Annotated in this window: 20 protein-coding genes and 1 pseudogene; 12 read left to right on the top strand and 9 right to left on the bottom strand. The window is 70.1% G+C overall.

Annotated features, from left to right (window positions below):
* Position 1: 1 nt before the first annotated feature.
* On the bottom strand, positions 2-928 hold the full coding sequence (locus ACFS27_RS15305; RefSeq protein WP_377184478.1) for a carbohydrate ABC transporter permease: 927 nt from the start codon (positions 926-928) through the stop codon (positions 2-4).
* Between the two features lie 4 nt (positions 929-932).
* Positions 933-1,103: pseudogene (locus tag ACFS27_RS15310) on the bottom strand (ABC transporter permease); the annotation flags it as partial.
* Positions 1,104-1,242: 139 nt separating this feature from the next.
* On the opposite strand from ACFS27_RS15310, the gene ACFS27_RS15315 reads away from it, so the two are divergent.
* A complete protein-coding gene (locus ACFS27_RS15315; protein WP_377180613.1) occupies positions 1,243-2,484 on the top strand; it encodes an ISAs1 family transposase in 1,242 nt (413 codons plus the stop codon).
* On the opposite strand, the gene ACFS27_RS15320 is transcribed toward ACFS27_RS15315, so the two are convergent.
* The 3 genes from ACFS27_RS15320 to ACFS27_RS15330 form a co-directional block, all read right to left on the bottom strand.
* On the bottom strand, positions 2,416-3,321 hold the full coding sequence (locus ACFS27_RS15320; protein ID WP_377184480.1) for a carbohydrate ABC transporter permease: 906 nt from the start codon (positions 3,319-3,321) through the stop codon (positions 2,416-2,418). The two genes, ACFS27_RS15315 and ACFS27_RS15320, sit on opposite strands and share 69 nt — an antisense overlap.
* A gap of 19 nt (positions 3,322-3,340) precedes the next feature.
* Positions 3,341-4,672, bottom strand: a complete 1,332-nt coding sequence (locus ACFS27_RS15325) for an ABC transporter substrate-binding protein (RefSeq protein ID WP_377184482.1) — start codon at positions 4,670-4,672, stop codon at positions 3,341-3,343.
* Between the two features lie 319 nt (positions 4,673-4,991).
* Complete coding sequence (locus tag ACFS27_RS15330) at positions 4,992-5,888, bottom strand: LysR family transcriptional regulator (protein WP_377184484.1); 897 nt, start codon at positions 5,886-5,888, stop codon at positions 4,992-4,994.
* Between the two features lie 176 nt (positions 5,889-6,064).
* On the opposite strand from ACFS27_RS15330, the gene ACFS27_RS15335 reads away from it, so the two are divergent.
* Positions 6,065-8,692: a hypothetical protein gene (locus tag ACFS27_RS15335; RefSeq protein WP_377184486.1), complete on the top strand. Its 2,628-nt coding sequence runs from the start codon at positions 6,065-6,067 to the stop codon at positions 8,690-8,692.
* On the opposite strand, the gene ACFS27_RS15340 is transcribed toward ACFS27_RS15335, so the two are convergent.
* The gene (locus tag ACFS27_RS15340; RefSeq protein ID WP_377184488.1) at positions 8,656-9,744 is read right to left on the bottom strand and encodes a Gfo/Idh/MocA family protein; all 1,089 of its coding nucleotides are present in this window, start codon (positions 9,742-9,744) and stop codon (positions 8,656-8,658) included. The genes ACFS27_RS15335 and ACFS27_RS15340 overlap by 37 nt on opposite strands.
* A 68-nt stretch (positions 9,745-9,812) precedes the next feature.
* Positions 9,813-10,979 (bottom strand): Gfo/Idh/MocA family protein, encoded by a 1,167-nt coding sequence (locus ACFS27_RS15345; RefSeq protein WP_377184490.1) that lies wholly within the window; start codon positions 10,977-10,979, stop codon positions 9,813-9,815.
* 198 nt (positions 10,980-11,177) lie between these two features.
* On the opposite strand from ACFS27_RS15345, the gene ACFS27_RS15350 reads away from it, so the two are divergent.
* The 5 genes from ACFS27_RS15350 (at position 11,178) to ACFS27_RS15370 (ending at position 16,567) form a co-directional block, all read left to right on the top strand.
* Positions 11,178-12,233: a LacI family DNA-binding transcriptional regulator gene (locus ACFS27_RS15350; protein WP_377184492.1), complete on the top strand. Its 1,056-nt coding sequence runs from the start codon at positions 11,178-11,180 to the stop codon at positions 12,231-12,233.
* 120 nt (positions 12,234-12,353) lie between these two features.
* Positions 12,354-13,283 carry a sugar phosphate isomerase/epimerase family protein gene (locus ACFS27_RS15355; protein ID WP_377184494.1) on the top strand — a complete coding sequence of 310 codons (930 nt, stop codon included), beginning with the start codon at positions 12,354-12,356 and terminating at the stop codon, positions 13,281-13,283.
* A gap of 35 nt (positions 13,284-13,318) precedes the next feature.
* Positions 13,319-15,061, top strand: coding sequence for a dihydroxyacetone kinase family protein (locus ACFS27_RS15360; protein ID WP_377184496.1), 1,743 nt, complete (start codon positions 13,319-13,321; stop codon positions 15,059-15,061).
* Complete coding sequence (locus ACFS27_RS15365) at positions 15,061-15,564, top strand: ribose-5-phosphate isomerase (protein WP_377191057.1); 504 nt, start codon at positions 15,061-15,063, stop codon at positions 15,562-15,564. The genes ACFS27_RS15360 and ACFS27_RS15365 overlap by 1 nt, the downstream gene beginning before the upstream one ends.
* 43 nt (positions 15,565-15,607) lie before the next feature.
* On the top strand, positions 15,608-16,567 hold the full coding sequence (locus ACFS27_RS15370) for a 3-hydroxyacyl-CoA dehydrogenase family protein (protein WP_377184498.1): 960 nt from the start codon (positions 15,608-15,610) through the stop codon (positions 16,565-16,567).
* A 37-nt stretch (positions 16,568-16,604) separates the two neighbouring features.
* Here ACFS27_RS15370 and ACFS27_RS15375 read toward each other — a convergent pair whose 3' ends face one another.
* On the bottom strand, positions 16,605-17,048 hold the full coding sequence (locus ACFS27_RS15375) for a hypothetical protein (RefSeq protein ID WP_377184500.1): 444 nt from the start codon (positions 17,046-17,048) through the stop codon (positions 16,605-16,607).
* A gap of 309 nt (positions 17,049-17,357) precedes the next feature.
* Here ACFS27_RS15375 and ACFS27_RS15380 point away from each other — a divergent pair, with 309 nt between their 5' ends.
* The 4 genes from ACFS27_RS15380 to ACFS27_RS15395 all read left to right on the top strand — a co-directional run bounded on the left by ACFS27_RS15380 (position 17,358) and on the right by ACFS27_RS15395 (position 21,414).
* Positions 17,358-18,281 (top strand): carbohydrate ABC transporter permease, encoded by a 924-nt coding sequence (locus ACFS27_RS15380; RefSeq protein WP_377184502.1) that lies wholly within the window; start codon positions 17,358-17,360, stop codon positions 18,279-18,281.
* Positions 18,274-19,176, top strand: coding sequence for a carbohydrate ABC transporter permease (locus ACFS27_RS15385; RefSeq protein WP_377184504.1), 903 nt, complete (start codon positions 18,274-18,276; stop codon positions 19,174-19,176). The genes ACFS27_RS15380 and ACFS27_RS15385 overlap by 8 nt, the downstream gene beginning before the upstream one ends.
* A 21-nt stretch (positions 19,177-19,197) precedes the next feature.
* Positions 19,198-20,487 (top strand): ABC transporter substrate-binding protein, encoded by a 1,290-nt coding sequence (locus ACFS27_RS15390; RefSeq protein ID WP_377184506.1) that lies wholly within the window; start codon positions 19,198-19,200, stop codon positions 20,485-20,487.
* Between the two features lie 147 nt (positions 20,488-20,634).
* On the top strand, positions 20,635-21,414 hold the full coding sequence (locus ACFS27_RS15395; protein ID WP_377184508.1) for an SDR family oxidoreductase: 780 nt from the start codon (positions 20,635-20,637) through the stop codon (positions 21,412-21,414).
* Between the two features lie 18 nt (positions 21,415-21,432).
* On the opposite strand, the gene ACFS27_RS15400 is transcribed toward ACFS27_RS15395, so the two are convergent.
* Entirely contained in the window at positions 21,433-21,855 is a 423-nt protein-coding gene (locus ACFS27_RS15400; protein ID WP_377184510.1) for a MarR family winged helix-turn-helix transcriptional regulator, read from the bottom strand.
* A gap of 135 nt (positions 21,856-21,990) precedes the next feature.
* On the opposite strand from ACFS27_RS15400, the gene eno reads away from it, so the two are divergent.
* On the top strand, positions 21,991-23,298 hold the full coding sequence (gene eno, locus ACFS27_RS15405) for a phosphopyruvate hydratase (protein WP_377184512.1): 1,308 nt from the start codon (positions 21,991-21,993) through the stop codon (positions 23,296-23,298).
* Positions 23,299-23,325 lie beyond the last annotated feature (27 nt).

Here is a 23,325-nt window from a genome sequence, read left to right on the forward strand (position 1 = left end):
GTCAGCCCTTGAGCCCCGTCGTCGCGATACCGCGGATGATGTAGCGCTGCGTGAAGATGAAGAACGCCACCACGGGAACCAGGGAGACCACCGACATCGCGAAGAGCGGTCCGAGGCCCGCCCCGGACTCGCTGCTCACGAGGGAGTTCAGCCCGATGGGAACCGTGTACTGCGTCGGGTCCGTGAGATAGATCAGGGGCGAGAAGAAGTCGTTCCAGTTCCAGATGAACGTGAAGATGGTCGTCGTGATGAGCGCGGGCCGCATGAGCGGCAGGATCACGCTCACGAAGGTCCGCAGCGGGCCTGCGCCGTCGAGCGCCGCTGCCTCGTCGAGCTCCTTCGGCAGGCCGCGCAGGAACTGGACCATCAGAAAGATGAAGAACGAGTCGGTCGCGAGCAGCTTCGGCAGGATCAGGGGCCAGAACGTCCCGACCAGCCCGGCCTCGGAGAACTCGACGTACTGCGGCACGGCGATCACGTGGTACGGGAGCATGATCCCGGCGAGCATGAGCGCGAACATCGTGTTCTTGAACCGGAACTCGAGGCGTGCGAAGGCGTACGCGGCGAGCGAGCAGGACACCAGGTTCCCGATCACGCACCCGACGACGACGATCAGCGAGTTGACGATGTAGGACGGGAAGCCGCCGGCCGCACCGGAGGCCCAGCCCTGCGCGAAGTTCTCGCCGGTGAACCCGGAGGGGACGATCGAGAAGGAGCTCAGGATCTGGTCCTCCGGCGTGACGGTGCTCTTGAGCAGCCACAGGAGTGGGTAGAGCATCACGAGCGCACCGACGAGGAGCACGAGGTGCTTGACCTGCCGGGTGCCGCGGAACGTCTTCTTGCGGCCATTCCTCCGCGCGGCCCTCGCGGCGCCGCTCGTCGTCCTTTGCGTCGGCCCGGTTCTTTGCGTCGGCTCTGCGGCCGTCATCGGCTCAGTCATTGTAGAAGACCCAGAATCGTGAGAAGAGAAAGTTCAGGGCGGTCAGGACGCCGATCAGCGCGAGCAGAACGCAGCCCATCGCGGACGCGTATCCCATGTTGAACCTGGTGAATCCCTCGATGTAGAGATAAAGGGTGTAGAACATCGTCGAGTCCGCCGGGCCCCAGGGCTGGTCGGTTCTCGGTGGGCGAGACGTGGGCTTGATCATGGGGCGTGGTGGTCGGTAGCGGGGTCGGGCATGGCCCTGGCCAGGGAGGATGGGAGTTCTCTACGCTGCCGTCTTCCCCGAAGGACCATGCCCGATGTCGCTATCTTCGCTGAGCCCTGCCGTCGACCGCTACCTGCTCCAGCGACCGGACCTGGACGGGATGCTGGAAGCCAGGGCCGCGCTCGGCTCTCTGGTCACGGTGCTCGAGTCGGTCGGGGACCCGCGTCGGCGTGAGGCTCGGCAGTACTCGCTGGCGTCGATGCTCGCGCTGCTGGTCCTGGCCACGCTCGCGGGGTGCCGCAGCCTGCGCTCGGCGGTCGCGTGGGCCGGTGACCTGGCGCCGGCGGTGGTCCTCGGGCTGGGCTTCGGCCGGGGCCGGCTCCCGGTCCGCTCGACGCTGGCGGGTGTGATGGCCGGAATCGACATGGCCGTGGTGGCCGAGGTGATAGCCGGGTGGCTCGCCGACCGGCTGGCCACGGCCACCGGTGAGGGCGGCGCGGGCTGGGTCGAGGAGCCTCTGGTGCATGTGGCGGTGGACGGCAAGGCGTTGCGGGGTGCGCGGCACGACCGGCGCGCGGCGGACGGTGCACCGCCGATGCAGCTGGCGGTGTTCGCCCCGGACCCCGGGGTGGTGCTGGCCACCGCCGAGGTCGACCCCCGGGCGGGCAAGGGCGGGGAGGGCGCCGCGGTGCAGGTCGCGCTGGACCAGGTCGGGTCGATCAGCGGGTGGGTCGTTACCGGCGACGCCGCCCACACCACCAGGTCGACGGCGTCGTATCTGCGCGCCCGGGGCGCGCACTACGTCCTGGCGGTCAAGGCGAACAGGTCGCTGCTGCAGGCCGAGGTCGGTGAGATCCCCTGGGGCCAGGTCCCGGTCACCGTCACCACCAGCGCCACGACGCACGGGCGGGTCGAGTCCCGCGCCTACCAGGTCGTGGAGATCACGACCCCGGCCGGGGTTCTCGGCGGCGGGCTGTCTCTGCCCGGGGCCCGGCAGGCGATCCGCGTCACCGCCACCCGCAAGCCCTCCAGTGGCGGCCGAGCATCGACCACGGTGCTGTTCTACGTCACGAGCCTCGGCCCTGAACAGGCGACGTTCGCCCAGATCGCGCACGTGATCCGCGCCCGGTGGGGCATCGAGAACCGCCTGCACTGGATCCGCGACGTCGTCTTCGACGAGGACCGCCACACCACCCGACGAGCGAACACGACCCGCCTATGGACACTGCTGCGCTCGACCGCGATCAGCCTGATCCACCTCGCCGGGCTACCCGTGACCACCACGACCCAGGCTTGCTACCGCCAGCCCGAGCGAACATTCGCCCTGGTCAGATAACAGAACCGAAACGAACCGACCGGCCCTGGCCGGGCCCCCGGTCCCGCCACTGATGACGTGTGCCGGTGTGAATGCCTGGAAGGCGTTGATGGTCTGCAGGATCACGTTGAAGAAGATGAGCGGCGTGAGCATCGGCAGCGTGATGCTGAAGAACTTCCGGAGCGGTCCGGCGCCGTCGATGGACGCCTGCTCGTACAGCTCCATGGGGATCTGCCGGAGCCCGGCGAGGAAGATGATCATCGGGGACCCGAACGTCCAGACGTTCAGCGCGATCAGCGTCCAGATGCTCGTGCTGGGGTTGTCGACCCAGTTCGGGAGGTTCTCGAACCCGAGCAGCCGCAGCACCTGGTTGAAGCCGCCCTCGTAGCCGAACACGGTGCGCCAGAGGATCCCGACCGCGACGCTGCCGCCGATGAGCGAGGGCAGGTAGTACAGCGCACGGTAGTAGGAGAGCCCGCGCACGCCGTTGTCGAGGACGAGCGCGAGGAGCAGGGCGAGGGCGAGCTGCAGCGGCACGGAGACGGCAACGTACGTACCGGTCACCAGGAGCGACCGGTAGAACCGGGGGTCCGCGGTGAACATCCGCACGTAGTTGTCGGCGCCGACGAGCTCAGGGCTGCCGAGCAGGTTGAAGTCGGTGAACGAGAGGTACACGGCCGCGACGAGGGGCCCGGCGGTGAGCAGCACGAAGCCGATCGTCCACGGCCCCATGAGTACCGCGAGGTCGCGGAAGCGTCCGCGGCGGGCCCCGGTCCCGCGGCCGCGGGGCGCGCGCCGGGGTGGTCGGGTGCGAGGCGGGATTCGTCCGCGGACGACGGTGGTGGTCGGTGCTGCCACGAGAATGGTCCCCTTCGGCTCAGCCGCGGTCGAGCTGCGTCTGCAGCTCGGTCAGGGCCGTCTGCACGGCCTCGTCGATCGCCTGGCCCCCGTTGAAGATGTTGTCGGCGGCGGTCTCGATGAGCAGCTGCCAGTCGGCCCCGGCGGGCGGCGGCTCGGGCCGCTCCCGCATCGGCTGCTGGTCGATGCGGTCCTGCATGTCGATGATCTGGTTGTCGATGTCGTCGCCGACCTCACGGATCCGGTCCACGACCTTGGGGTTCACGGGGATGCCCGAGGCGATCCCGACGATCTCGGCACCGCTCGGGTCGTTCAGCATGTAGTTGACGAACGCGCCGGCCTCCTCGGCGTTGGCGGACGTCTCCGCGATGGCGATCCGGGTGTAGTAGCGGAACTGGTAGTCGTCGGGGTGGCCGGGCTCGACCGGGTACTTGAGCAGCTCCAGCTGGTGGTCCGCGGAGAAGGTGGCGTTGTCGCGGACCTGGTTGAGCTGGACGAGGTAGAGGCCCGTCCGGTGCCCCGTCTGGGTCCACTGGGTCTCCGACCCGCTGATCTCGGTCGGCATGACGGCACCGCTGTCGATGCCCTTCTTCCACCACTCGAACCAGCCGGCCAGCAGGTCGGCGTCGAAGCCAAGGCTGCCGTCGGCGTCGAAGGCCTCTGCCCCGTGCTGCCGGATCCACATGTGGGCGTGCTGGTAGAACGACGCCTGGCTCGAGATACCCCAGCTGTCCTCGCCGGTCGCGTCGCTGTACTCCTTCGCGAGGTCGTGCAGGTCGTCCCAGGTCCAGCTCTCGTCGTCGGGCAGGCCGCTGATCCCGGCGTTCTCGAACGCCGTCCGGTCCAGCTGCACGCAGACGCTGTACTGGCTGTAGACCGGAGCCACCTGCTTGCCGGCTATCTCCCACGACGACACCTGAGCGGCGGGTATGTCGTTCAGCGAGAGCACCCCGTCGGGCAGCGTGGCGACGTCCTTCAGCACGCCGGAGTCGGCGAAGCTCGCCGCCTGGTTCGCGGGGAGCCAGAACGTGTCGGGCAGGTTCCGCCCGCCGGCCTGGACCGACAGACGGTCGACGTAGCCCGAGTACTCCGCCGGCTCGACCTGGACCGTGACGCCGGGCTCCACCGCCTCGAAACCCTTGGCGAACTCGGTGTAGATCTCCTGCCGCGCGGCGTTTCCCCACCACGCGAATCGCACGGTCCCCTCGATCACACCGTCGGCGGCCGCCCGGCCGCTGCCGCCCGCGCACCCGGCGAGGACGCCCCCGCCCAGCAGGACGATCCCACCGATCCCGAGAAAGCTTCGCCGGGACATCCGGTCTCTTGGCATCGTGTCAGCCGTGTTGTGCATCTCGACTCCTTCGTCGGGGCTCTGTCGTGGTGGGGCTGTCGTGGTGGGGCTCTGTCGTGGTGGGGCTGTCGTGGTGGGCACAGCCCACGTCACGGACCGCTGGGCGGCTTTGCGGAGGGTCCGGACGACTGCCATGGTTCCGACGTTGTGCGCGACGTGGCAATACGCAGAAAGTCCCAGCGGTGTGCAGATTTGCACAGCCCGCCGTCGGCATTCCGAACGGCGTTTCAGCGGGCCCTTCCGATGCCTTTTCCGGTGGACGACACACTGCGCCTTTCATGACGGCCGGCCACCTTGCCGGTCGATCTCCTTACTTCGGTCAGGCGCCGCCGGGACGGCCGACCAGGTCGTCCCTGCGTGACGCCACCACGTCGGCGAGCACCTCGATGACCGCCCGCACGCGCGCCAGCCGCGCGTGCTCGGCGGGCAGCGCCAGCCAGTAGCGCCTGCGGAACACCAGCTCCGGCAGCACCGGCACCAGCCGGGGATCGCTGCCGGCGATGTACTGCGGCAGCGGCGCGATCCCGACGCCCGCTGCGGCCGCCTGCCACTGCGCCACGACGTTGGTCGACTGCAGGTTGGGCTGCAGCGGCAGCCGCTGGAGCAGGCGCAGCGACGGAAGGTCGAGGAGGTGGTCGACGTAGAAGATCACCACGTGCCCGGCGAGGTCCTCGAACCGCTCGACCGGCGGACGAGCGGCGAGGTACTCCGGTGTCGCGTACAGCCGCAGGATGTAGTCGGTCAGGGGGCGGTGCGTGAAGTGCGCCGACGAGGGCTGCTCGAGGGTCACGGCGACGTCGAACCCGCGTACCGCCTGGTCCAGGTGCTGGGTGGCGGTCACCATCTCGACGACGAGGTCGGGGTAGCGCTCGTTGAGCGCGCCGAGCGCCGGAGCGAGCAGGAACGCCCCGAACCCGTCGGGACAGGTGATGCGTACGGTTCCGGACAGGGTCGGCCCGCCGATGCCGAGCCGCTCCTCCGCCAGGGCGATGGCCCCGTCGACGGACTCGGCGGGCTCGAGCAGCGTCCGCCCCGCGTCGGTGAGCAGCCAGCCCTGCTCGGTGCGGTCGAAGAGGCGCTGCCCCACCGCCCGCTCCAGGGCGCCGATCCGCCTGCTGACGGTCGTGTGGTCGACGCCGAGCTGGGCCGCCGCACGAACCAGCCGCCGTCGTTGCGCGACCGCCAGGAAGTACCGAAGATCGTCTGCCGACATCATGCCGCACCCAGCTTCCCTGCCCAGGCCCGCGGGGCGGGGCTGGGCAATCCTGCACACCGGCCGTGGAAGGTTGTCCGTTGAGAGCTGTGCTCCGCCGCGTCACCGTAGAGCGCGCCAGACACCAGCGACGTCGCGTGCCCGGGTCCCGGGTGGCGACCCAGGAGAGGACCCACCGAATGGCCGCGATCCGACTGACCTGCGACCACGAGCTCTTGCGCTCGCGCACCGGCTCCTGGGTGATCGAGCACCTCACGGCGGTGCTCGCCGGACGTGGGGTCCGGGCGACCGACGGGCCCGGCGTCGTCGACGACGCGTTGCACGTCGTCGCCGGCCTGACGGGCGGGGAGGCCGCCGCCCTGGTGGCTGAGCCGCCGCAGGCGCCGGAGTCGTTCGTGATCGCGCACGTGGACACACCCGCCGGCCCGGCGCTCGTCGTCGTCGCAGCGGACGAACGCGGCCTGACGTACGGACTCCTGGAGCTGGCCGACGTCGCCGAGCACGCCGAGGGCCCCCTGGGCGGCCACGCCGGCGACGCGGTCCTTGCCGCCCTGCGTGCCGTGCCGGCCGGCGCGCACCAGCCGGCCACCGAGGTCCGGAGCGTGCTGCGCACGCTGACGAGCTACGTCCAGGACCTGTCCTGGTTCCACGACCGCGACTTCTGGCGCGAGTACCTGACGCACCTCGCCACCCACCGGATCAACCGGCTCCAGCTCGCCCTCGGCATGCAGTACAACTACTCGCACGACCCGGACGTGCGGGACAGCTACCTGGCCTTCGCCTACCCCTTTCTCGTGGCTGTCCCCGGGTTCGACGTCGCCGTCGTGGACCAGAGCGAGCGCGAGGCGAACCTCGCCTCGCTGCGGTTCATCAGCGAGGAGGCGGGCCGTCGCGGGATCCATTTCCAGCTCGGCCTGTGGAACCACGCCTACGAGTTCCCGGACAGCCCGCGCCAGCACTACCGCGTCAGCGGCCTGAGTGCGGACAACCACGCCGAGTACTGCCAGGCGGCGCTGCGCGAGCTGCTGCTGCGCTGCCCCGGCATCGACGGCGTCACCATCCGCGTGCACTACGAGGGCGGCGTCCACGAGCCGACCCACGAGTTCTGGGGGACGGTGCTCGCCGGCGTGCGAGAGGTGGGCCGCCCGGTCGAGATCGACATGCACGCGAAGGGGGTCGACGCGCGGATCCTCGACGCCGCCCGCGCGACGGGGGCGCCGCTCGTCGTGTCCGCCAAGTACTGGGCCGAGCACTGGGGGCTGCCGTACCACCAGTCGTCCGTGCGGGAGATGGAGTGCGCCCGGCCACCGCGCGAGGGGCTGAGCGGCGTGACCCGCAACGAGCGGCGCTTCACCCGCTACGGGTACGGCGACTTCCTCCGTGCGGACCGCGACTACGGGTTCATGTTCCGCATCTGGCCCGGCACGCAGCGGGTGCTCCTGTGGGGCGACCCCGAGCAGGTCGCCGGGATCGCAAGGGCGACGGCGCAGGTCGGCGGGCGTGGCGTCGAGCTCTGCGAACCGCTCTCCTTCCTCGGCCGCAAGACCACCGGCACGTACGGCTCGCGCGAGCTGTACGCGGACCGGGACCTGCAGCTCGACGGCGACCCGTGGACCAAGTACGCCTACACCTACCGGTTGTGGGGGCGGCTGCTGTACGACCCGGAGGCGCACCCGTCGACCTGGCTCCGGTACCTGAGCAGCCGGTTCGGCAGGGCGGCGGACGACCTGGCCGCCGCCATCGGTGCGGCCAGCCGCGTGCTGCCCCTGGTCACCACGTCGCACGGGCCCAGTGCATCGAACAACTTCTACTGGCCCGAGATGTACGTGAACATGCCGCTCGCCCAGCACGGCAGGTCCGAGCACTACGCGTTCGACACGCCGGAGCCGGGGACCGTCGGCGCCGTGAGCTCGTTCGACCCAGAGCTGTTCGCGTCGATCGACACGTATGCCGACGAGGTCCTCTCCGGCAGACCGAGCGGCCGCTACACACCCGTCGACGTCGCCGAGTGGCTGGAGGACCTCGTCCGCAGGGCGGACCGGCACCTGGCCGCGGCGGTCGCGGCCTGCGGTGACGCCGGCGCGCCGGAGTTCCGCCGGACGACCACCGACGTAGCGGTCCTTGCCGCGCTCGGGACGTTCTTCGCCCAGAAGACGCGGGCGGGCCTCGACTACGCGTTGTACGAGCGCACCCACGCGTCGGGCCACCTGCTCGACGCCGTCGAGCACTACCGGGCCGCGCGCGACGCGTTCGTCTCCGTGGTCGGGCTCACGGACGGTGTCTACGTCCCGGACCTGGCCTTCGGCGACCGGGCGTCCGAGCGCGGGCACTGGTCCGACCGGCTGCCGGCGGTCGAGCAGGACCTGGCCGAGCTCGAGGCGGAGCTGGCCGCGGCGCCGGTCCGGTCCGAGACCGCCCGGGCGATCGTCGCAGGCCCGGCCCGCGGGTACCGTCCGGTCGTGCGGTGCACCGTCCCGGAGACCTTCGACCCTGGCGTGGCGGTCCCCGTGGAGGTCGCCGTCCTCGACGACGCCGACTGCACGATCGACCTGCACTACCGCCGGCTCAACCAGGGCGAGCAGTGGTCCACCATGGCGATGACCCCGCTGGGCCACCGCCACGGTGCAGCGGTACCGGGGGCGGACACCGACTCGGCGTACGCGGTGCAGCTGTACTTCACGGTCCACGGCCCGACCGGCGACGCCTGGACGGTGCCGGGGCTGGGGGAGTCGCTGACCGACCAGCCGTACTTCGTGCTGCGTCACGCCGCTCACCGGGCCGGTCGTGGCACCAGGTCGACGGCCTGAAGCTGGGCGCGCACGGCGAGCTCGGCCGCCTTGAACGCATGCTCCTGGGTCATCGCGCTCTCGGTGCGTTCGAGGCAGTCGAGCACGAGCCGGCCGAAGTAGGGGTAGCCGACCTTGCCGTGCACGTCGAAGTGCGTCTCGTCGGAGCCGTTGGCCAGGTACAGGTGGCCCGGGCCGTCCTGCGTGCCGAGGTTCATGTACTTGCGCTGCTCGATGAACCCCTCGGTGCCGAGGATGAACGTCCGGCCGTCGCCCCACATCTGGAGGCCGTCCGGGGTGAACCAGTCGCAGCGGAAGTAGCCCGTGGCGCCGTTGTCCATGGTGAGCATCGCGTCACCGAAGTCGTCCAGACCGGGGTGGTCCGGGTTCGCGTAGTTGGCGATCTGGCTGCGGACCACCGTCGCGTCGCTCGCCCCGGTGTAGTGCAGGATCTGCTCGATCTGGTGACTGCCGATGTCGCACAGGATGCCGCCGTACTTCTCCTTCTCGAAGAACCAGTCCGGGCGGTTGCCCGCCGACAGACGGTGCGGGCCGGTGCCCATCACCTGGACGACCTTGCCGATCGCACCGGCCTCGATCAGCTGGGACGCGAACACGGCGGTCTCGACGTGGATGCGTTCGGAGTAGTAGACGGCGTACTTGCGCCCCGTGCGGGCGACGGCCTCCCGGGCGGCGGCGAGCTGCTCGAGCGTCGTCAGGGGCGCCTTGTCGGTGAAGTAGTCCTTGCCCGCGTCCATGACCCGCAGGCCGAGGGCCGCCCGTTCGGACGTCACCGCTGCGCCGGCGACCAGGCGGACGTCGTCGTCGTCCAGCACCTCCGCCTCGGTGCGTGCGACGCGGGCCTGGGGGAACCTCTCCACGAACTGCGCCACCTTGGCGGGGTCCGGGTCGTAGACCGACGCGAGGGTCGCGCCCGCGCCGATCAGGCCGTTGCACATGCCGTAGATGTGGCCGTGGTCCAGGCCGATCACCGCGAAGGTGAACTCACCGGGACCCACTACCGGTGCAGGGATCGAGTCAGGGGAGTAGCTGCCGCCGAATGCTGTGCTCATCGATGCTCTCTCGTCGGGTGTCGGGTGTCGGGTGTCTGAGTGCTGTGTGCTCGCCGTCTAAGACCGGCTCAGGCGGCCGGGCTCGGCTCGCCCCCGACGGTGATGGTGCCTTCGAGGTCGTCGATCGAGCGGCTCTTGGCGAAGTAGCGGGGGGCGTTGCCGAGCACGCCCTCACCCGTGTAGTAGGGGCTGCTGGTCGGGATCGGCAGGTCGACCGTCCGGCGTTCGATGGCCGCCTGGTAGATCGCGGTCACGACCTCGACGGTGCGCCGGCCGTCCTCGCCTCCGATGGCCGGCGGGCGGCCGGTCTCCAGCGCGCTGAGCAGGTCGTCGATCTGCCCGGCGTGCCCGAGGTGGGGCAGCGGCCGGTGCGCGGACCCGATGGCTTCGAGGCGCTCGGCGAGCTCGGTGTTGCCCTCCGGCGTCGGGAAGCCGTTGGGCTGCGTGGTCTCGGCGTGCACGGACCAGGGCTGGGACACGGAGGCGTCCCTGCCCTGGATGACGATCTCCTGCTCCTGGCCGTGATGGACCACCGAGCTGGTCAGCTGCGCGATGGCGCGGTCGTACTGGAGGAGGGCCACCGACAGGTCCTCGACCTCGGCGTTGTCGTGCCACGCGTTGGTCATGCTCGCGGTGACCGCCTCGGGCGCACCCAGCATCCAGAGCACCAGGTCGATGTGGTGGATCGCGTGGTTGAGGGTGGGCCCGCCGCCCTCCGACTGCCAGGTACCGCGCCACGACAGGTCGTAGTACGGCAGGCCGCGCCACCAGGCGGAGTCCGTCCTGAAGTGCGCGACGGGGCCAAGGAGGCCCGAGTCCAGCGCGTCCTTGAGGGTGGCGATGTCGTTCCGGAACCGGTTCTGCGCGATCACCGAGAGCCGCTTGCCGCTCTCCCGCTCCGCGGCGAGCATGGCGTCGCACTCGGCGAGCGACGGCGCCATGGGCTTCTCGACGACGACGTTCATCCCGGCGTGCAGCAGGTCGATCGCAATCCGGGCGTGCGTCGACGGCGGTGTGCACACGGTCACGAGGTCGATGTCGTCCCTGCCGAGGAGCGCCTCGTGGGACGAGACGACGACCGCGTCGTCGAGCCCGTGCTCCTGCTTCTTCGCCTCGGCCTTGGCAGGCACCGTGTCGCAGAGCGCCACGATGCGGCACCGCTCGGGGAACTGGAGGTAGCCCAGCAGGTGTGAGCTCGAGATGTTCCCGGTTCCCACCAGGGCGACGTTCAGCATACTTGCTCCTCGGGTTCGGATCTATCGAAAAGTTTCGGTACTATTCAGAAACCGCGTTGCAGGCTAGCCGCATGCTCTACGCGGTGTAAAGAGGGCTACGATCGCGGAGTGGCCCTCGTCTGCGCCGTGTCCACGGGCTGCAGATGCTTGTGATTTTCGGGGATTCGCGATAGAAACTGTCGGAACGAGGAGGCAGCCTTGACGAAGAAGACCGGGACGGCGCGCCCTAATCTCTCCGCCGTGGCCGCCCATGCGGGCGTGTCGACGGCCACCGCGTCCAAGGTCGTCAACGGCCGGCCGGACGTGGCCGAGGGAACGCGCGAACGGGTCGAGACCGCGATCACCGAGCTCGGCTACCGGGGGCCGTCGCGCGCCAGCGCTGCGCGCACGGTCGAGCTCATGGTCGACATCCTCAACACCACCTACGCCACGCAGATCCTGCGTGGCGTCGTGCTCGCGGCGGAGGAGCTGAGCATCGACGTGGTGGTCGGGCGCGTGCGGCACAGGTCGTCGCGCGGGGTGATGGAGTCGAGCGCCGCCTGGGCGCAGCGCATCGCTGCCGCCGAGCACATCGGCGCCATCGTGCTGACCTCGGGCCTCGGCCCGGACGTGTACGGGAGCCTCGCGCGTGCGCGCATCCCGATCGTGGTGATCGACCCGCTGGACTTCGCCCAGGCGGGCGTGGTGTCCGTCGGTTCGACGAACTGGCTCGGCGGGCGGAGCGCCGCGGAGCACCTGGTCGGGCTCGGGCACCAGCACATCGGGGTCATCGCAGGCCCTGCCGAGTCCATCAGCGCGGTGGCCCGCCTCGACGGGTTCCTGAGCTACTGCCGGCAGAAGGGTGTCGAGGTCGAGCCGGACCTCGTCCGCCCCATCCGTTTCGACCACGACCAGGCCGTGCAGGTCGCGGAGGAGTGGTTCCGCCGGCCCGATCCGCCGACGGCGATCTTCGCGGGCAGCGACGCGCAGGCGATGGGGGTGCTCGAGGCGGCTCGTCGAACGGGCCTCCTGGTGCCGGAGGACGTCAGTCTCGTGGCGTACGACGACACCCCGATCGCGTCCTGGGCGAACCCTCCGCTGACCGCCGTCCGGCAGCCCCTCGAGGAGATCGGCCGGAGGGCGCTCCTGACGGTCCAGCAGCTGCACGTCGGGAACCCGGTCGACTCGCACCACATCGAGATCGCCACCACGCTCGTCGTCCGGGACTCCACGGCACCGCCCCGGACCGACCTGGTCAGAATGACGCGGTCCTAGACTGCCGCCGGGGTAGGGGAAGCGGTGACGCGACCCCCGCTCGGCGGCAGAAAACGTTCTACACGAACCATCGAACGACAACCGAGATGCCACCCGGCATCCCAGATCGACGGAGATCACATGCGCACAGCCGACAGCTGGCCCATCGCGGCCAACATGCTTTCCTTCGGGTCGAGGACCGCGGACGGCATCCCGAACGTCGATGCGCCGGCCGAGTCCTGGCGTTCCCAGCTCCAGCAGGTCGCGGACCTCGGCTTCACGGAGGTGGACCCGACCGATGCGTGGCTGTCGATCGGAGAGCTGAGCGATGCCCGTTTCGGGGAGCTGCGCACGGTCCTGAAGGAGGCTGGGCTGTCCGTCCTGTCGGTGTCGACCACGCGCAGGAGCGTGATCGACGCGCAGCACGGGGACGACTACCTGCGGTTCGGCCACACGATCATCGATCGTGCGCCGGAGCTCGGTGCGGAGGTCGTCAACTTCGGATTCATGCAGGCGCTGACGCCTGCCCAGGAGCGGGCGCTGTGGTTCTGGCTGGCCGACGGGCACCACGACGATCTCTCCGACACGGCGACGTACGAGCTCGCGGTGCGTCGCATCCGTGAGCTCGCCGACCACGCCGGCGAGCTCGGTGTGCAGGTCAGCCTGGAGATGTACGAGGACACGTACATCGGGACACCCGACCTCGCGGTCCGGTTCCTGCAGGACGTCGACCGGGAGAACGTCGGCCTCAACCCGGATCTGGGCAACCTGGTGCGGCTGCACCGGCCGATCGAGGACATCCCGACGATGTTCGAGAAGGTCCTGCCGCTGACGAACTTCTGGCACATCAAGAACTACACGCGGGACGAGGATCCGGCGACGGGCTCGTACGCCACGCACCCGACACCGCTGGTGCAGGGTGTCGTGAACTATCGCGCCGTGATCCGCCAGGCGCTGGAGCTCGGGTTCGACGGGGTCTTCGTGTGTGAGCACTACGGGTCCGACAGTCTGGGGGTCGCCGCCCTCAACCGCGACTACATCCGGGGTGTGCTCCGCGGCGCCGGTCGCTGAATCGTTTTCGGTCCACTAGCAAAGGTGCAGGTGAGATGACCTACGTTCACAATCGTCCGGAAGATTTCGTGGCCGAGGCCCTGCGTGGTCTCGTCAAGGCCCACCCCGGCAGGCTCCGCTCGGTCCCCGGCGGCATCGCCCGCGTGGAGGGCACCCGGCCCGGCAAGGTCGCCGTCGTCGTCGGCGGTGGATCCGGGCACTACCCGGCGTTCGCGGGGCTGGTCGGCGACGGCGTCGCCGACGCAGCAGTCTGCGGCGACATCTTCACGTCGCCGTCCACGCGCCAGGTCCTCGACGTCTGCCGCGCGGCGGACGCAGGCGCCGGCGTGTTCGTCACCTTCGGCAACTACGCGGGCGACGTGCTCAACTTCGGTGCGGCGGCGAGCCGGCTGCGGGCGCAGGGAACCGACGTCACCATCCTCCTGGTGACCGACGACGTCGCGTCGGCCCCCGCCGAGCGGGCAGCCGAGCGGCGCGGCGTCGCCGGCGACCTCGTGGTGTTCAAGTTCGCAGGGGCCGCGGCCGAGGAGGGCGCCGACCTGGCCGAGGTCAACCGGCTCGCCACCCGGGCGAACGAACGCACCCAGTCGTTCGGCGTCGCGTTCGGCGGGTGCACCCTGCCGGGCCACGACCACCCGCTGTTCAGCCTCGAACCCGGCGAGGTCGGGTGGGGCCTCGGCATCCACGGTGAGCCCGGCATCGGCGAGGAGCCGTTGCCGACGGCTGCCGCGCTGGCCGCCGAGCTGGTCGACCGGGTGCTCGCCGAGCGCCCGGCCGACGCGGACGGCCGTGCCGCCGTGCTGCTCAACGGCCTCGGCAACGTCAAGTACGAGGAGCTCTTCGTGCTGTGGGACGGGGTGCACGACCTGCTGCTCGAGCGGGGGGTGCGGCTCGTGGCCCCGCTCGTGGGCGAGTACGTGACCAGCCTGGACATGGCCGGTTGCTCGCTGACCGTCACGTGGCTCGACGACGAGCTGGAACGGTTGTGGCTCGCGCCCGCCGACACGCCCGGCTTCCAGCACGGCGGCTGGCGGCCGGCACCGGCGTCCGTACCGGCCGAGATCGCGTCCGACGCGGAGACCGAGCTGGTGCCGGCGGCCACCGCGGAGGGGGCGGCCGCCGCCAAGACCGTGACCCGCATCCTGCGCAGGGCACAGGTCGCCCTGCACGACGCCGAGCAGATGCTCGGCGACCTCGATGCGGTAGCGGCCGACGGCGACCACGGCCGGGGCATGCGCCGCGGGATCGACGCAGCCGTCGACGCCGCCGACGCCGCGGCGGACGAAGGAGGCGACGCACCGTCCGTGCTGCGCCGCGCGGCCGACGCCTGGGCCGACCGGGCCGGCGGGACGTCGGGGGCGTTGTGGGGCGTCGGGCTGCTGGCGCTGGCCGACGCGCTCCCGGCGGACGCCCCGGTCGCTCTCGACCATCTCGTGGCCGGCATCACCGCGGCACGAGACCAGATACAGGCGGTCGGCGGTGCACGGGTCGGCGACAAGACGCTCGTCGACGCGCTGCACCCGGCGGTCGAGGCGTTCGCCGCATCCGCCGCGCGGGGCGACGCCCCCGCCGAGGCGTGGCAGAGCACCGTGCTCGCGGCCCGCGCGGGTGCGGCGTCGACCGAGAACATCGCGGCGCGCCGTGGCCGCGCACGTGTGCTCGGTGACAAGAGCCTGGGGGTCCCGGACCCCGGGGCCACCTCGCTCGTCCTGATCCTGGGCGAGGCGGGTGCCGAGCTCGGCATCCCCGCGCCCGTCAACCCGAAGGTGGAATCGTGATGACGGACGGTCTACGGCTCGTGATCGGCTCGGACGACGCCGGGTACGAGTACAAGGAGGCTCTGAAGAGAGACCTGGAGGCGGACGAGCGGGTCGCCTCCGTCGTCGACGTCGGTGTGGCGAGTGACGAGCACACCGCGTATCCCCACGTCGGGGCCTCGGCGGCGCGGCTGGTCGCGGCAGGGGACGCGGACCGTGCCCTGCTCGTCTGCGGAACCGGGCTGGGCGTGGCGATCGCGGCGAACAAGGTGCCGGGCATCCGGGCCGTGACCGCGCACGACTCCTTCTCGGTCGAGCGCTCGGTGCTGTCCAACGACGCCCAGGTGCTCTGCTTCGGCCAGCGCGTCGTCGGCCTCGAGCTGGCCCGGAGGCTGGCCCGCGAGTGGCTCGGCTACCGGTTCGACCCGGGCTCGGCGTCCGCGCCGAAGGTCGCCGCGATCGGGGAGATCGAGACCGGCGCAGCGGACAGCGACCCGGCGCAGGCAGCGGCGTCCTGCGGCTGACCTTCCCGCCCACTCACCAAGCACACCTGTCAGAGAGGACATCATGGTCACGACCATCAGCTCCGTCGCCGTCGTGGGGACCGGCTACATGGGCGGCGGCATCGCGCAGTCGCTCGCGCTCGCCGGCCTGCCGGTGACGATCGCCGACGTCTCCGCCGAGGCGACGGAAGCCGCCTATGTGCGGCTGCTCACCGAAGCACGGCAGTTCGAGGACGACGGGCTCTACGACGCAGGCGCCACCGAGACCATCCGGGCCAACCTGAGGACGGCCGGATCGATCGAGGAGGCCGTCGCGGACGTCGACTTCGTCGAGGAGGCAGTGTTCGAGTCGATCGAGGTCAAGCACGATGTGCTCGGCCGCATCTCGGCGGCGGCGCGCGCGGACGCGATCATCGGGAGCAACACGTCCACGATCCCGGCTCGCGTGCTGGTCACGGCGGTGACGAACCCCGAGCGGTTCCTCACCGTGCACTTCTCCAACCCGGCCCCGTTCATCCCGGGGGTCGAGCTCGTCCTGAGCGAGCAGACCGACCCGGAGGTCGTACCGGTCGTGCGGGAGCTGCTGGCCCGGGCCGACCGGCAGGGCGCGCTCGTCGCCGACGTGCCAGGGTTCGTCCTCAACCGCCTCCAGTACGTGCTCCTGAAGGAGGCGATGTCGATCGCGGAGGAGGGCATCGCGTCGCCGGAGGACATCGACACCGTCGTGCGCACGACGTTCGGATTCCGGCTGGGCTTCTTCGGTCCGTTCGCCATCGCGGACCAGGCCGGGCTCGACGTGTACGCCGGCGGGTTCAGGACGTTCGAGGAGAACTTCGGTGAGCGCCTCGCGACGCCGGACCTCATCAAGGAGGCCGTCGACGGCGACCGCAAGGGCGTGAAGAACGGCAAGGGTCTGACCAGGGACTACACACCGGAGCAGGTCAAGGCCCTGGTGGACTACCGCAACAAGGCCTACAGCGAGATGGGCAGGCTCCTGCGGTCCATGGGCCCCGCCCCGGCCTGAGCCACCCGCCCCAGCAGGGCGTCAGGTGTCAAGGCCCTCAGGTCGCCCGGGTGACCTGAGGGCCTGACACGTGCGGGCCTGGCGTCAGGGCGCGACGCCGTGGTGGGTGCAGGCCTACGTCCTTGTAGGTCCACAGTGCCCAGCCCGCGCCGTGCTCCGCGCCGATGTCGAGCTGGTCGGCCAGGATCTGGTACCGCCACGAGTAGTCCTGGTCGGGCGGGTAGACGGGGCCGCCGACCCGGACCGGCGTGCCCGTCTCGCGCATGTACTCGGTCCGGCGCAGGAAGGTCTCCTCCAGCACGCCGCGGTCGACGTGCTTGCCGCGCGTGACGCCCGGGGCGGGCGAACCCCTCCTCCTTGAGCTCGAACGGGCGGTCGTCGTCCTCGAAGTGCTTGTAGCTGATGGGTATCCGGACCGAGTGCTGCCGGACTCGTCCACCGGCCGGTCACCGTCGACCTTCAGCCAGGGCAGATTCGTCATCTCGCGCTCCTCGAGCTCGTGCCGGTAGCGGTTCGAGCCCTGACGGCATCGGATCCTTGGTTACTTCCGTGAGATCAACGATGCTGAATATTTCGATAACGTTATCGACCCTGTTTGGAGGTGGGTTGCCCGGACATTGCCCCGCAGTTTGGTCGAAGTCCTTCCTGTCTCAACGATTCGAGACGGCCCTTGACCGCGTTGTCGTGCCTGATGCACACTTCCTGGCAGGCAGTCTGAACGAAAAAGTTTCGATCCTCGACGGTGTGGATTACAGCCTGGTCGGCACCGTTGCCATGACAGGAGAACGGCATGACCGCAACCAGTGTGGAGCGCAGGGCCGCGCCGCCGCGCAAGGCCCCATTGCGCAGGGACGGCCGCGCCGCGGCAGGCTTCCTCGCCCCGTGGTTCGTCGGGCTCGCGGTCATTACCGCCGGGCCGCTGGTGGCCTCGCTGTACCTCTCGTTCACCGACTTCGACCTCCTCTCGCCCGCCCGGTGGATCGGCCTCGAGAACTACGTCCAGATGTTCCAGGACCCGCGCTGGCTCAAGTCACTGGGGGTGACCGCGACGTTCGTGGCCGTATCGGTCCCGCTGCAGCTCGCGTTCGCGCTGGCGCTGGCGATGTTCCTCGACAAGGGCCTGCGCGGCCTGTCCTTCTACCGGTCGCTCTACTACCTCCCGTCCTTGCTCGGCGGCAGCGTGGCCATCGCGATCCTGTGGCGGCAGGTGTTCGGCAAGGACGGGCTGGTCAACCAGGTGCTCGGACTGGTCGGCATCGAGGGCCCCGGCTGGATCGCCCACCCTGACACCGCACTGATGACGATCATCGCGCTCGGGGTCTGGACCTTCGGGTCGCCGATGGTGATCTTCCTGGCGGGGCTGCGGCAGATCCCGGAGATGTACTACGAGGCCGCCTCGATCGACGGCGCCTCGCGGTGGCGGCAGTTCCGCAACATCACGTTCCCGCTGCTGACGCCGATCGTCTTCTTCAACCTCGTGCTGCAGATCATCAACGCGTTCCAGTCGTTCACGCAGGCCTTCGTCGTCTCCGGCGGCACCGGCGGCCCGTCCGACTCGACGCTCTTCTACACGCTCTACCTGTACCTGCGCGGTTTCGGCTCGCTCGACATGGGTTACGCGTCCGCGATGGCGTGGGTGCTGCTGCTCGTCGTCGGTGGGTTCACCGCGCTCAACTTCGCCGCCTCGAGATATTGGGTCTTCTACGATGACTGACGTTCTTGTGCGCACCGACGCCGCAGCACCCGCACCGTCCGACGCGCCCGCAGGCACCCCACGTCGTCGTGGGCGGTGGCGCGGCTGGTGGAAGCACCTGCTCCTGATCGGCTTCGGGCTGACCATGCTGTACCCGTTGCTGTGGATGATCGCGAGCTCGATCAAGCCCGACGAGCTGATCTTCCGCGAGCCGGGCCTTATCCCCACCGCGCTCGACCTCGGCAACTTCGCCGAAGGCTGGAACGCGCTCGGGCAGCCGTTCAGCCACTACCTGATCAACTCGGCGATCGTGGTGCTCGGGTCGGTGGTCGGCAACCTGATCTCGTGCTCGATGGCGGCCTATGCGTTCGCGCGGCTGGAGTTCCGGGGAAAGACGCTGTGGTTCGGCATCATGCTGCTCTCGATCATGCTGCCGATCCACGTGGTGATCGTGCCGCAGTACGTGCTCTTCGCCCGGCTCGAGTGGATCGACACGTTCCTGCCGTTGATCGTGCCGAAGCTGCTGGCCACCGACGCGTTCTTCATCTTCCTGATGGTCCAGTTCTTCCGGGGCATCCCGCGCGAGCTGGACGAGGCGGCACGGCTGGACGGGTGCGGTCACGTGCGGATCTTCACCCGGATCATGCTGCCGCTGGCGACGCCGGCCCTCGCCACCACCGCGATCTTCACCTTCATCTGGACGTGGAACGACTTCTTCTCGCAGCTGGTCTTCCTGACCTCGCCGGAGAACTACACGGTGCCGCTCGCGCTGCGCAGCTTCGTCGATGCCACGGGCGACAGCTCGTGGGGCTCGCTCTTCGCCATGTCCCTCGTCTCCCTCGTCCCGATCTTCCTCGTGTTCCTGTTCGGCCAGAAGTACCTGGTCAAGGGCATCGCGACGACCGGTATCAAGTAATCACTGTTGCAAAGGAGCATCATGAACACAGCACGATTCCGACGACGCCCCCTGGTGCGGCTCGCGGCAGGAGCGGTGTCCCTCGCCGTTCTCGTCGGGGCCACCGGCTGCTCGGGCGGTGGCGAGGACGACGGGACCGCCACCATCAGGTTCTCCTGGTGGGGCTCGGAGGAGCGCACCGCGCGGATGCAGGAGGCCATCGACCTGTTCGAGGCGGAGAACCCAGACATCCAGGTCGAGGGCGACTTCGTGGACTGGTCGGGCTATTGGGACAAGCTCGCCACGTCCGTCGCGGGCGGCAACACCCCCGACGTGCTCATGCAGGAGGACCGGTACCTCGGTGACTACGCCAACCGCGGCGTGCTCGCCGACCTCGGCGAGCTCGAGATCGCCACCGGCGACATGGACCCGACGCTGCTCGGCAGCGGCGAGATCGACGGCACCCAGTACGGCGTCCCGACCGGGTCCAACGTCTACACGGTCCTCGCCAACCCTGCGATGTTCGAGGCCGCCGGCGTCGAGATGCCGGACGACGCGACCTGGACGTGGGACGACTACGAGGAGATCGCGAACGCCATCTCCGACGGCTCGGAGGACGGCATCTACGGGACGTCCGACTACTCGTACAACGAGACGGCGTTCACGGTCTACGCGCGCCAGCACGGCCAGTCGCTGCTGGACGAGAACGGTGAGCTCGGGTACGACGACGAGCTGCTCGTCGAGTGGTTCGAGCGGTCGCTGCGGCTGCAGGAGGAGGGCGGCCAGCCGCCGGCCGACGAGGCGCTCAACCTGGACCTGCTCGACTCGCCCATCGCGAAGAATGTCGCAGCGATGACGATCACCTGGTCCGCGCAGCTCGGGCCGGTCTCGACCGCCGCGGGCCAGGAGCTGGTTCCGCTCCGGATGCCGGGGGAGTCGGAGTTCGAGCGGACCGGCATGTTCTTCAAGCCGGGCATGTACATGGCGCAGGCGGCGGACACCGAGCACCCGGAGGCGGCGGCGAAGTTCATCGACTTCTTCGTCAACAGCCCGGAGGTCGGCGAGATCTTCCTGACTGAGCTGGGGCTGCCGAGCAGCGCCCCGGTCCGCGACGCGGTCACCGCAGACCTGCCGGAGAGCGAGCAGGTGGCCGCCGACTACGTCGTCGACCTGGCGGACGAGATCGAGGACGCTCCGGCCCCGCTGCCGAACGGCGCCGGCGACCTCGCCGACATCATGAACCGGATCAACAGCGACGTGCTGTTCGAGCGGCAGACGCCCGAGGAGGCGGCCGCGCAGTTCCGGTCCGAGGCAGAGGCCGCGATCGGCTGACCTCGAACCCCCTGGACGGGCGGGGCCGTGGCGTCGTGCGCGCCGGGGCCCCGCCCCTGGTGCGGGCGGGCACCGGAGCGACGGTCACGACCGGTCGCGGCGTCGGAGGCCGGGCGCCGCCGGCCGTGGCGACCTACCGTGGACGGCATGACCAACGGACGGGGTGCCGGGCGGTTCGCAGAGAAGGTCGTCTTCGTCACCGGTGCGGGCAGCGGGATCGGACGGGCGGCCGCGGTGGCCTTCGCCGCAGAGGGGGCCGACGTGGTCGTCACCGGCCTCGACGAGGAGGGCAACGCGGAGACGCAGCGTCTAGCGGCGGTCCACGGGGGCCAGGTGCTCTCCCTGTTGTGCGACGTGACGAGCGGGGAGGACGTCGCCTCTGCTCTGGGGCAGACGATCGAGACGTTCGGGCGCCTCGACATAGCGTTCAACAACGCAGGGATCGAGCAGCCGCCCGCACCCCTGGCCGAGATCAACGACGCCGACTGGGACCGGATCCTGGACGTCGACCTGCGCGGTGTGTTCCTGTGCATGAAGCACGAGATCCCGCTGCTGCGCGCGAGCGGAGGGGGTGCGATCGTCAACACCTCGTCGGGAGCCGGGACGATCGGGTTCCGGGGCCAGGCTGCCTACGCCGCCGCCAAGCATGCGGTCATCGGCCTGACCAGGTCGGCAGCACTCGACTACGCGGGGGAGGGGATCCGGATCAACGCGGTCTGTCCGGGCATCGTGGAGACCCCGATGATGGGCCGGTTCTCCGGTGGCACGCCGGAGGGGCGGGAGCGGGTGATCGCGCAGGAGCCGGTCGGCCGGATGGGTCGTCCGGAGGAGATCGCCTCCGCCGTGCTGTGGCTGTGCTCCGACCTGGGCGCGTTCACCACGGGCCACGCGATGGTCGTCGACGGCGGGCAGACCGTCGGGAGGTGAGCACCGGTACCCGCCGGGCTAGCGTGCGGCCAGCCGCTCCAGCAGGGCGGCGCTCCGCGCCAGCAGCGCCTGTTCCTCGTTCGTGAGCTCGACCTCGATGGCCTGCGCGAGCCAGCCGGCCCTGCGGCCACGCTCCGCCTCGAGCGCGGCATGGCCCGCCTCCGACAGGTCGACCAGCGACTTGCGGCCGTCCGTCGGGTGCGCCCGGCGGGTGATCAGGCCCTGATCCATGAGCAGCCCCACCACCCGGGCCATCGACTGGGGGCGCACGCGCTGATCGGTGGCGAGATCGCTGGTGGTCATGGCCCCGTCACGGTCGAGCGCACCGAGCACGGCGACCTGGCCCAGCGGGATGCGGTCCTCGTGCTTGACCCGCCGGCTGAGCTTGCCCATCGCGGTGCGCAGGTCGGCGGCGATGGCGGCGGCTTCAGAGGAGGGCATACGGCACTTTACCCGGTGGCCAGCAAATCTGTGCAGCGTATCTGCACAGTCTTGCTGTATGGTTTGGCGTCGTCGGGCTCAGCGCCAGCGTCGTCGCAGCCGGGGCCAGGCACACGACAACGGGAAGGAACTCCCATGTCCGCGAACGCAGCCGGAATTGTCAGCGCCACCATCGAGACCGTCATCGCCCGAAGGATCATCGACAGCCGGGGCAACCCGACGGTCGAGGTCGACGTCGTCCTTGCGGACGGGTCACTGGGGCGGGCCGCTGTCCCGTCGGGTGCCTCCACCGGCGCAAGGGAAGCCGTCGAGCTGCGCGACGGAGACCCCGCGCGGTGGCACGGCAAGGGTGTCGACCGCGCGGTGGCCCACGTCAACGGGGAGATCGCGACGGCCGTGCGCGGCCGGGACGCGACGGACCAGGCCGGTCTCGACGCCACGCTGATCGCCCTGGACGGCACCGCCACCAAGTCCCGGCTCGGCGCCAACGCGATCCTCGGCGTCTCCCTCGCCGCCGCCAAGGCCGCCGCAGCCGCCCACCACCAGCCCCTCTACCGCTACCTCGGTGGCGCCGAGGCCCACCTGCTGCCGCTGCCGATGATGAACATCGTCAACGGCGGTGCGCACGCCGACAACCCGCTCGACTTCCAGGAATTCATGATCGCGCCGGTGGGCGCCGACACGTTCGCGGAGGCCGTGCGCATGGGCAGCGAGGTCTTCCACACCCTGCGCAGCGACCTGCTGGCAGCCGGGCACTCCACGGGCGTCGGCGACGAGGGCGGCTTCGCGCCGGCACTCCGCACCGCCGAGGAGGCGCTCGACTTCGTGATGGCGGCCATCGAGCGCACCGGCTACCGCCCCGGCACGGACATCGGCCTGGTCATGGACCCGGCGACGTCGGAGTTCTTCCGCGACGGCGTGTACGACTACGCGGGCGAAGGCGTGCGTCGTACGCCGTCGGAGCACGCCGACTACCTGGTCACACTGATCGACGCCTACCCGGTCGTCTCCATCGAGGACCCGATGGCGGAGGACGACCTGGACGGCTGGCGGGACCTGACTGCGCGCGTCGGCGACCGCTGCCAGCTCACCGGCGACGACGTGTTCTGCACCAACGAGGCGCTGCTGCGCGATGGCATCCGTACGGGGGTCGGCAACTCGGTGCTGGTCAAGGTCAACCAGATCGGGACCCTGACCGAGGCGCTGGCCGCTGTGACCACCGCCCACGAGGCGGGCTGGACGGTCGTCATGTCGCACCGGTCCGGCGAGACGGAGGACACCACCATCGCCGACCTGGCGGTGGCGACCGGCTGTGGTCAGATCAAGACCGGCTCGCTCTCCCGCTCCGACCGCACGGCGAAGTACAACCAGCTGATCCGCATCGAGGAGGAGCTGGGGGAGTCCGCGCGCTTCGCGGGCGGTTCGGTGCTGCGCCGGGCGTGAGCCACGACCCCTACAGGATGCACGTCA

Origin of the sequence: Promicromonospora vindobonensis (assembly GCF_042685865.1) — a bacterium.
In the GTDB taxonomy this organism is placed as follows: domain Bacteria; phylum Actinomycetota; class Actinomycetes; order Actinomycetales; family Cellulomonadaceae; genus Promicromonospora; species Promicromonospora vindobonensis.

Excerpts from the sequence above, each read along its gene's own strand:
- ACFS27_RS15305 (WP_377184478.1), bottom strand. The coding sequence starts at position 928 with ATGACGGCCGCAGAGCCGACGCAAAGAACCGGGCCGACGCAAAGGACG.
- ACFS27_RS15315 (WP_377180613.1), top strand. The coding sequence starts at position 1,243 with ATGTCGCTATCTTCGCTGAGCCCTGCCGTCGACCGCTACCTGCTCCAG.
- ACFS27_RS15325 (WP_377184482.1), bottom strand. The coding sequence starts at position 4,672 with ATGCACAACACGGCTGACACGATGCCAAGAGACCGGATGTCCCGGCGA.
- ACFS27_RS15330 (WP_377184484.1), bottom strand. The coding sequence starts at position 5,888 with ATGATGTCGGCAGACGATCTTCGGTACTTCCTGGCGGTCGCGCAACGA.
- ACFS27_RS15335 (WP_377184486.1), top strand. The coding sequence starts at position 6,065 with ATGGCCGCGATCCGACTGACCTGCGACCACGAGCTCTTGCGCTCGCGC.
- ACFS27_RS15340 (WP_377184488.1), bottom strand. The coding sequence starts at position 9,744 with ATGAGCACAGCATTCGGCGGCAGCTACTCCCCTGACTCGATCCCTGCA.
- ACFS27_RS15345 (WP_377184490.1), bottom strand. The coding sequence starts at position 10,979 with ATGCTGAACGTCGCCCTGGTGGGAACCGGGAACATCTCGAGCTCACAC.
- ACFS27_RS15355 (WP_377184494.1), top strand. The coding sequence starts at position 12,354 with ATGCGCACAGCCGACAGCTGGCCCATCGCGGCCAACATGCTTTCCTTC.
- ACFS27_RS15360 (WP_377184496.1), top strand. The coding sequence starts at position 13,319 with ATGACCTACGTTCACAATCGTCCGGAAGATTTCGTGGCCGAGGCCCTG.
- ACFS27_RS15365 (WP_377191057.1), top strand. The coding sequence starts at position 15,061 with ATGACGGACGGTCTACGGCTCGTGATCGGCTCGGACGACGCCGGGTAC.
- ACFS27_RS15370 (WP_377184498.1), top strand. The coding sequence starts at position 15,608 with ATGGTCACGACCATCAGCTCCGTCGCCGTCGTGGGGACCGGCTACATG.
- ACFS27_RS15375 (WP_377184500.1), bottom strand. The coding sequence starts at position 17,048 with ATGACGAATCTGCCCTGGCTGAAGGTCGACGGTGACCGGCCGGTGGAC.
- ACFS27_RS15380 (WP_377184502.1), top strand. The coding sequence starts at position 17,358 with ATGACCGCAACCAGTGTGGAGCGCAGGGCCGCGCCGCCGCGCAAGGCC.
- ACFS27_RS15385 (WP_377184504.1), top strand. The coding sequence starts at position 18,274 with ATGACTGACGTTCTTGTGCGCACCGACGCCGCAGCACCCGCACCGTCC.
- ACFS27_RS15390 (WP_377184506.1), top strand. The coding sequence starts at position 19,198 with ATGAACACAGCACGATTCCGACGACGCCCCCTGGTGCGGCTCGCGGCA.
- ACFS27_RS15395 (WP_377184508.1), top strand. The coding sequence starts at position 20,635 with ATGACCAACGGACGGGGTGCCGGGCGGTTCGCAGAGAAGGTCGTCTTC.
- ACFS27_RS15400 (WP_377184510.1), bottom strand. The coding sequence starts at position 21,855 with ATGCCCTCCTCTGAAGCCGCCGCCATCGCCGCCGACCTGCGCACCGCG.
- eno (WP_377184512.1), top strand. The coding sequence starts at position 21,991 with ATGTCCGCGAACGCAGCCGGAATTGTCAGCGCCACCATCGAGACCGTC.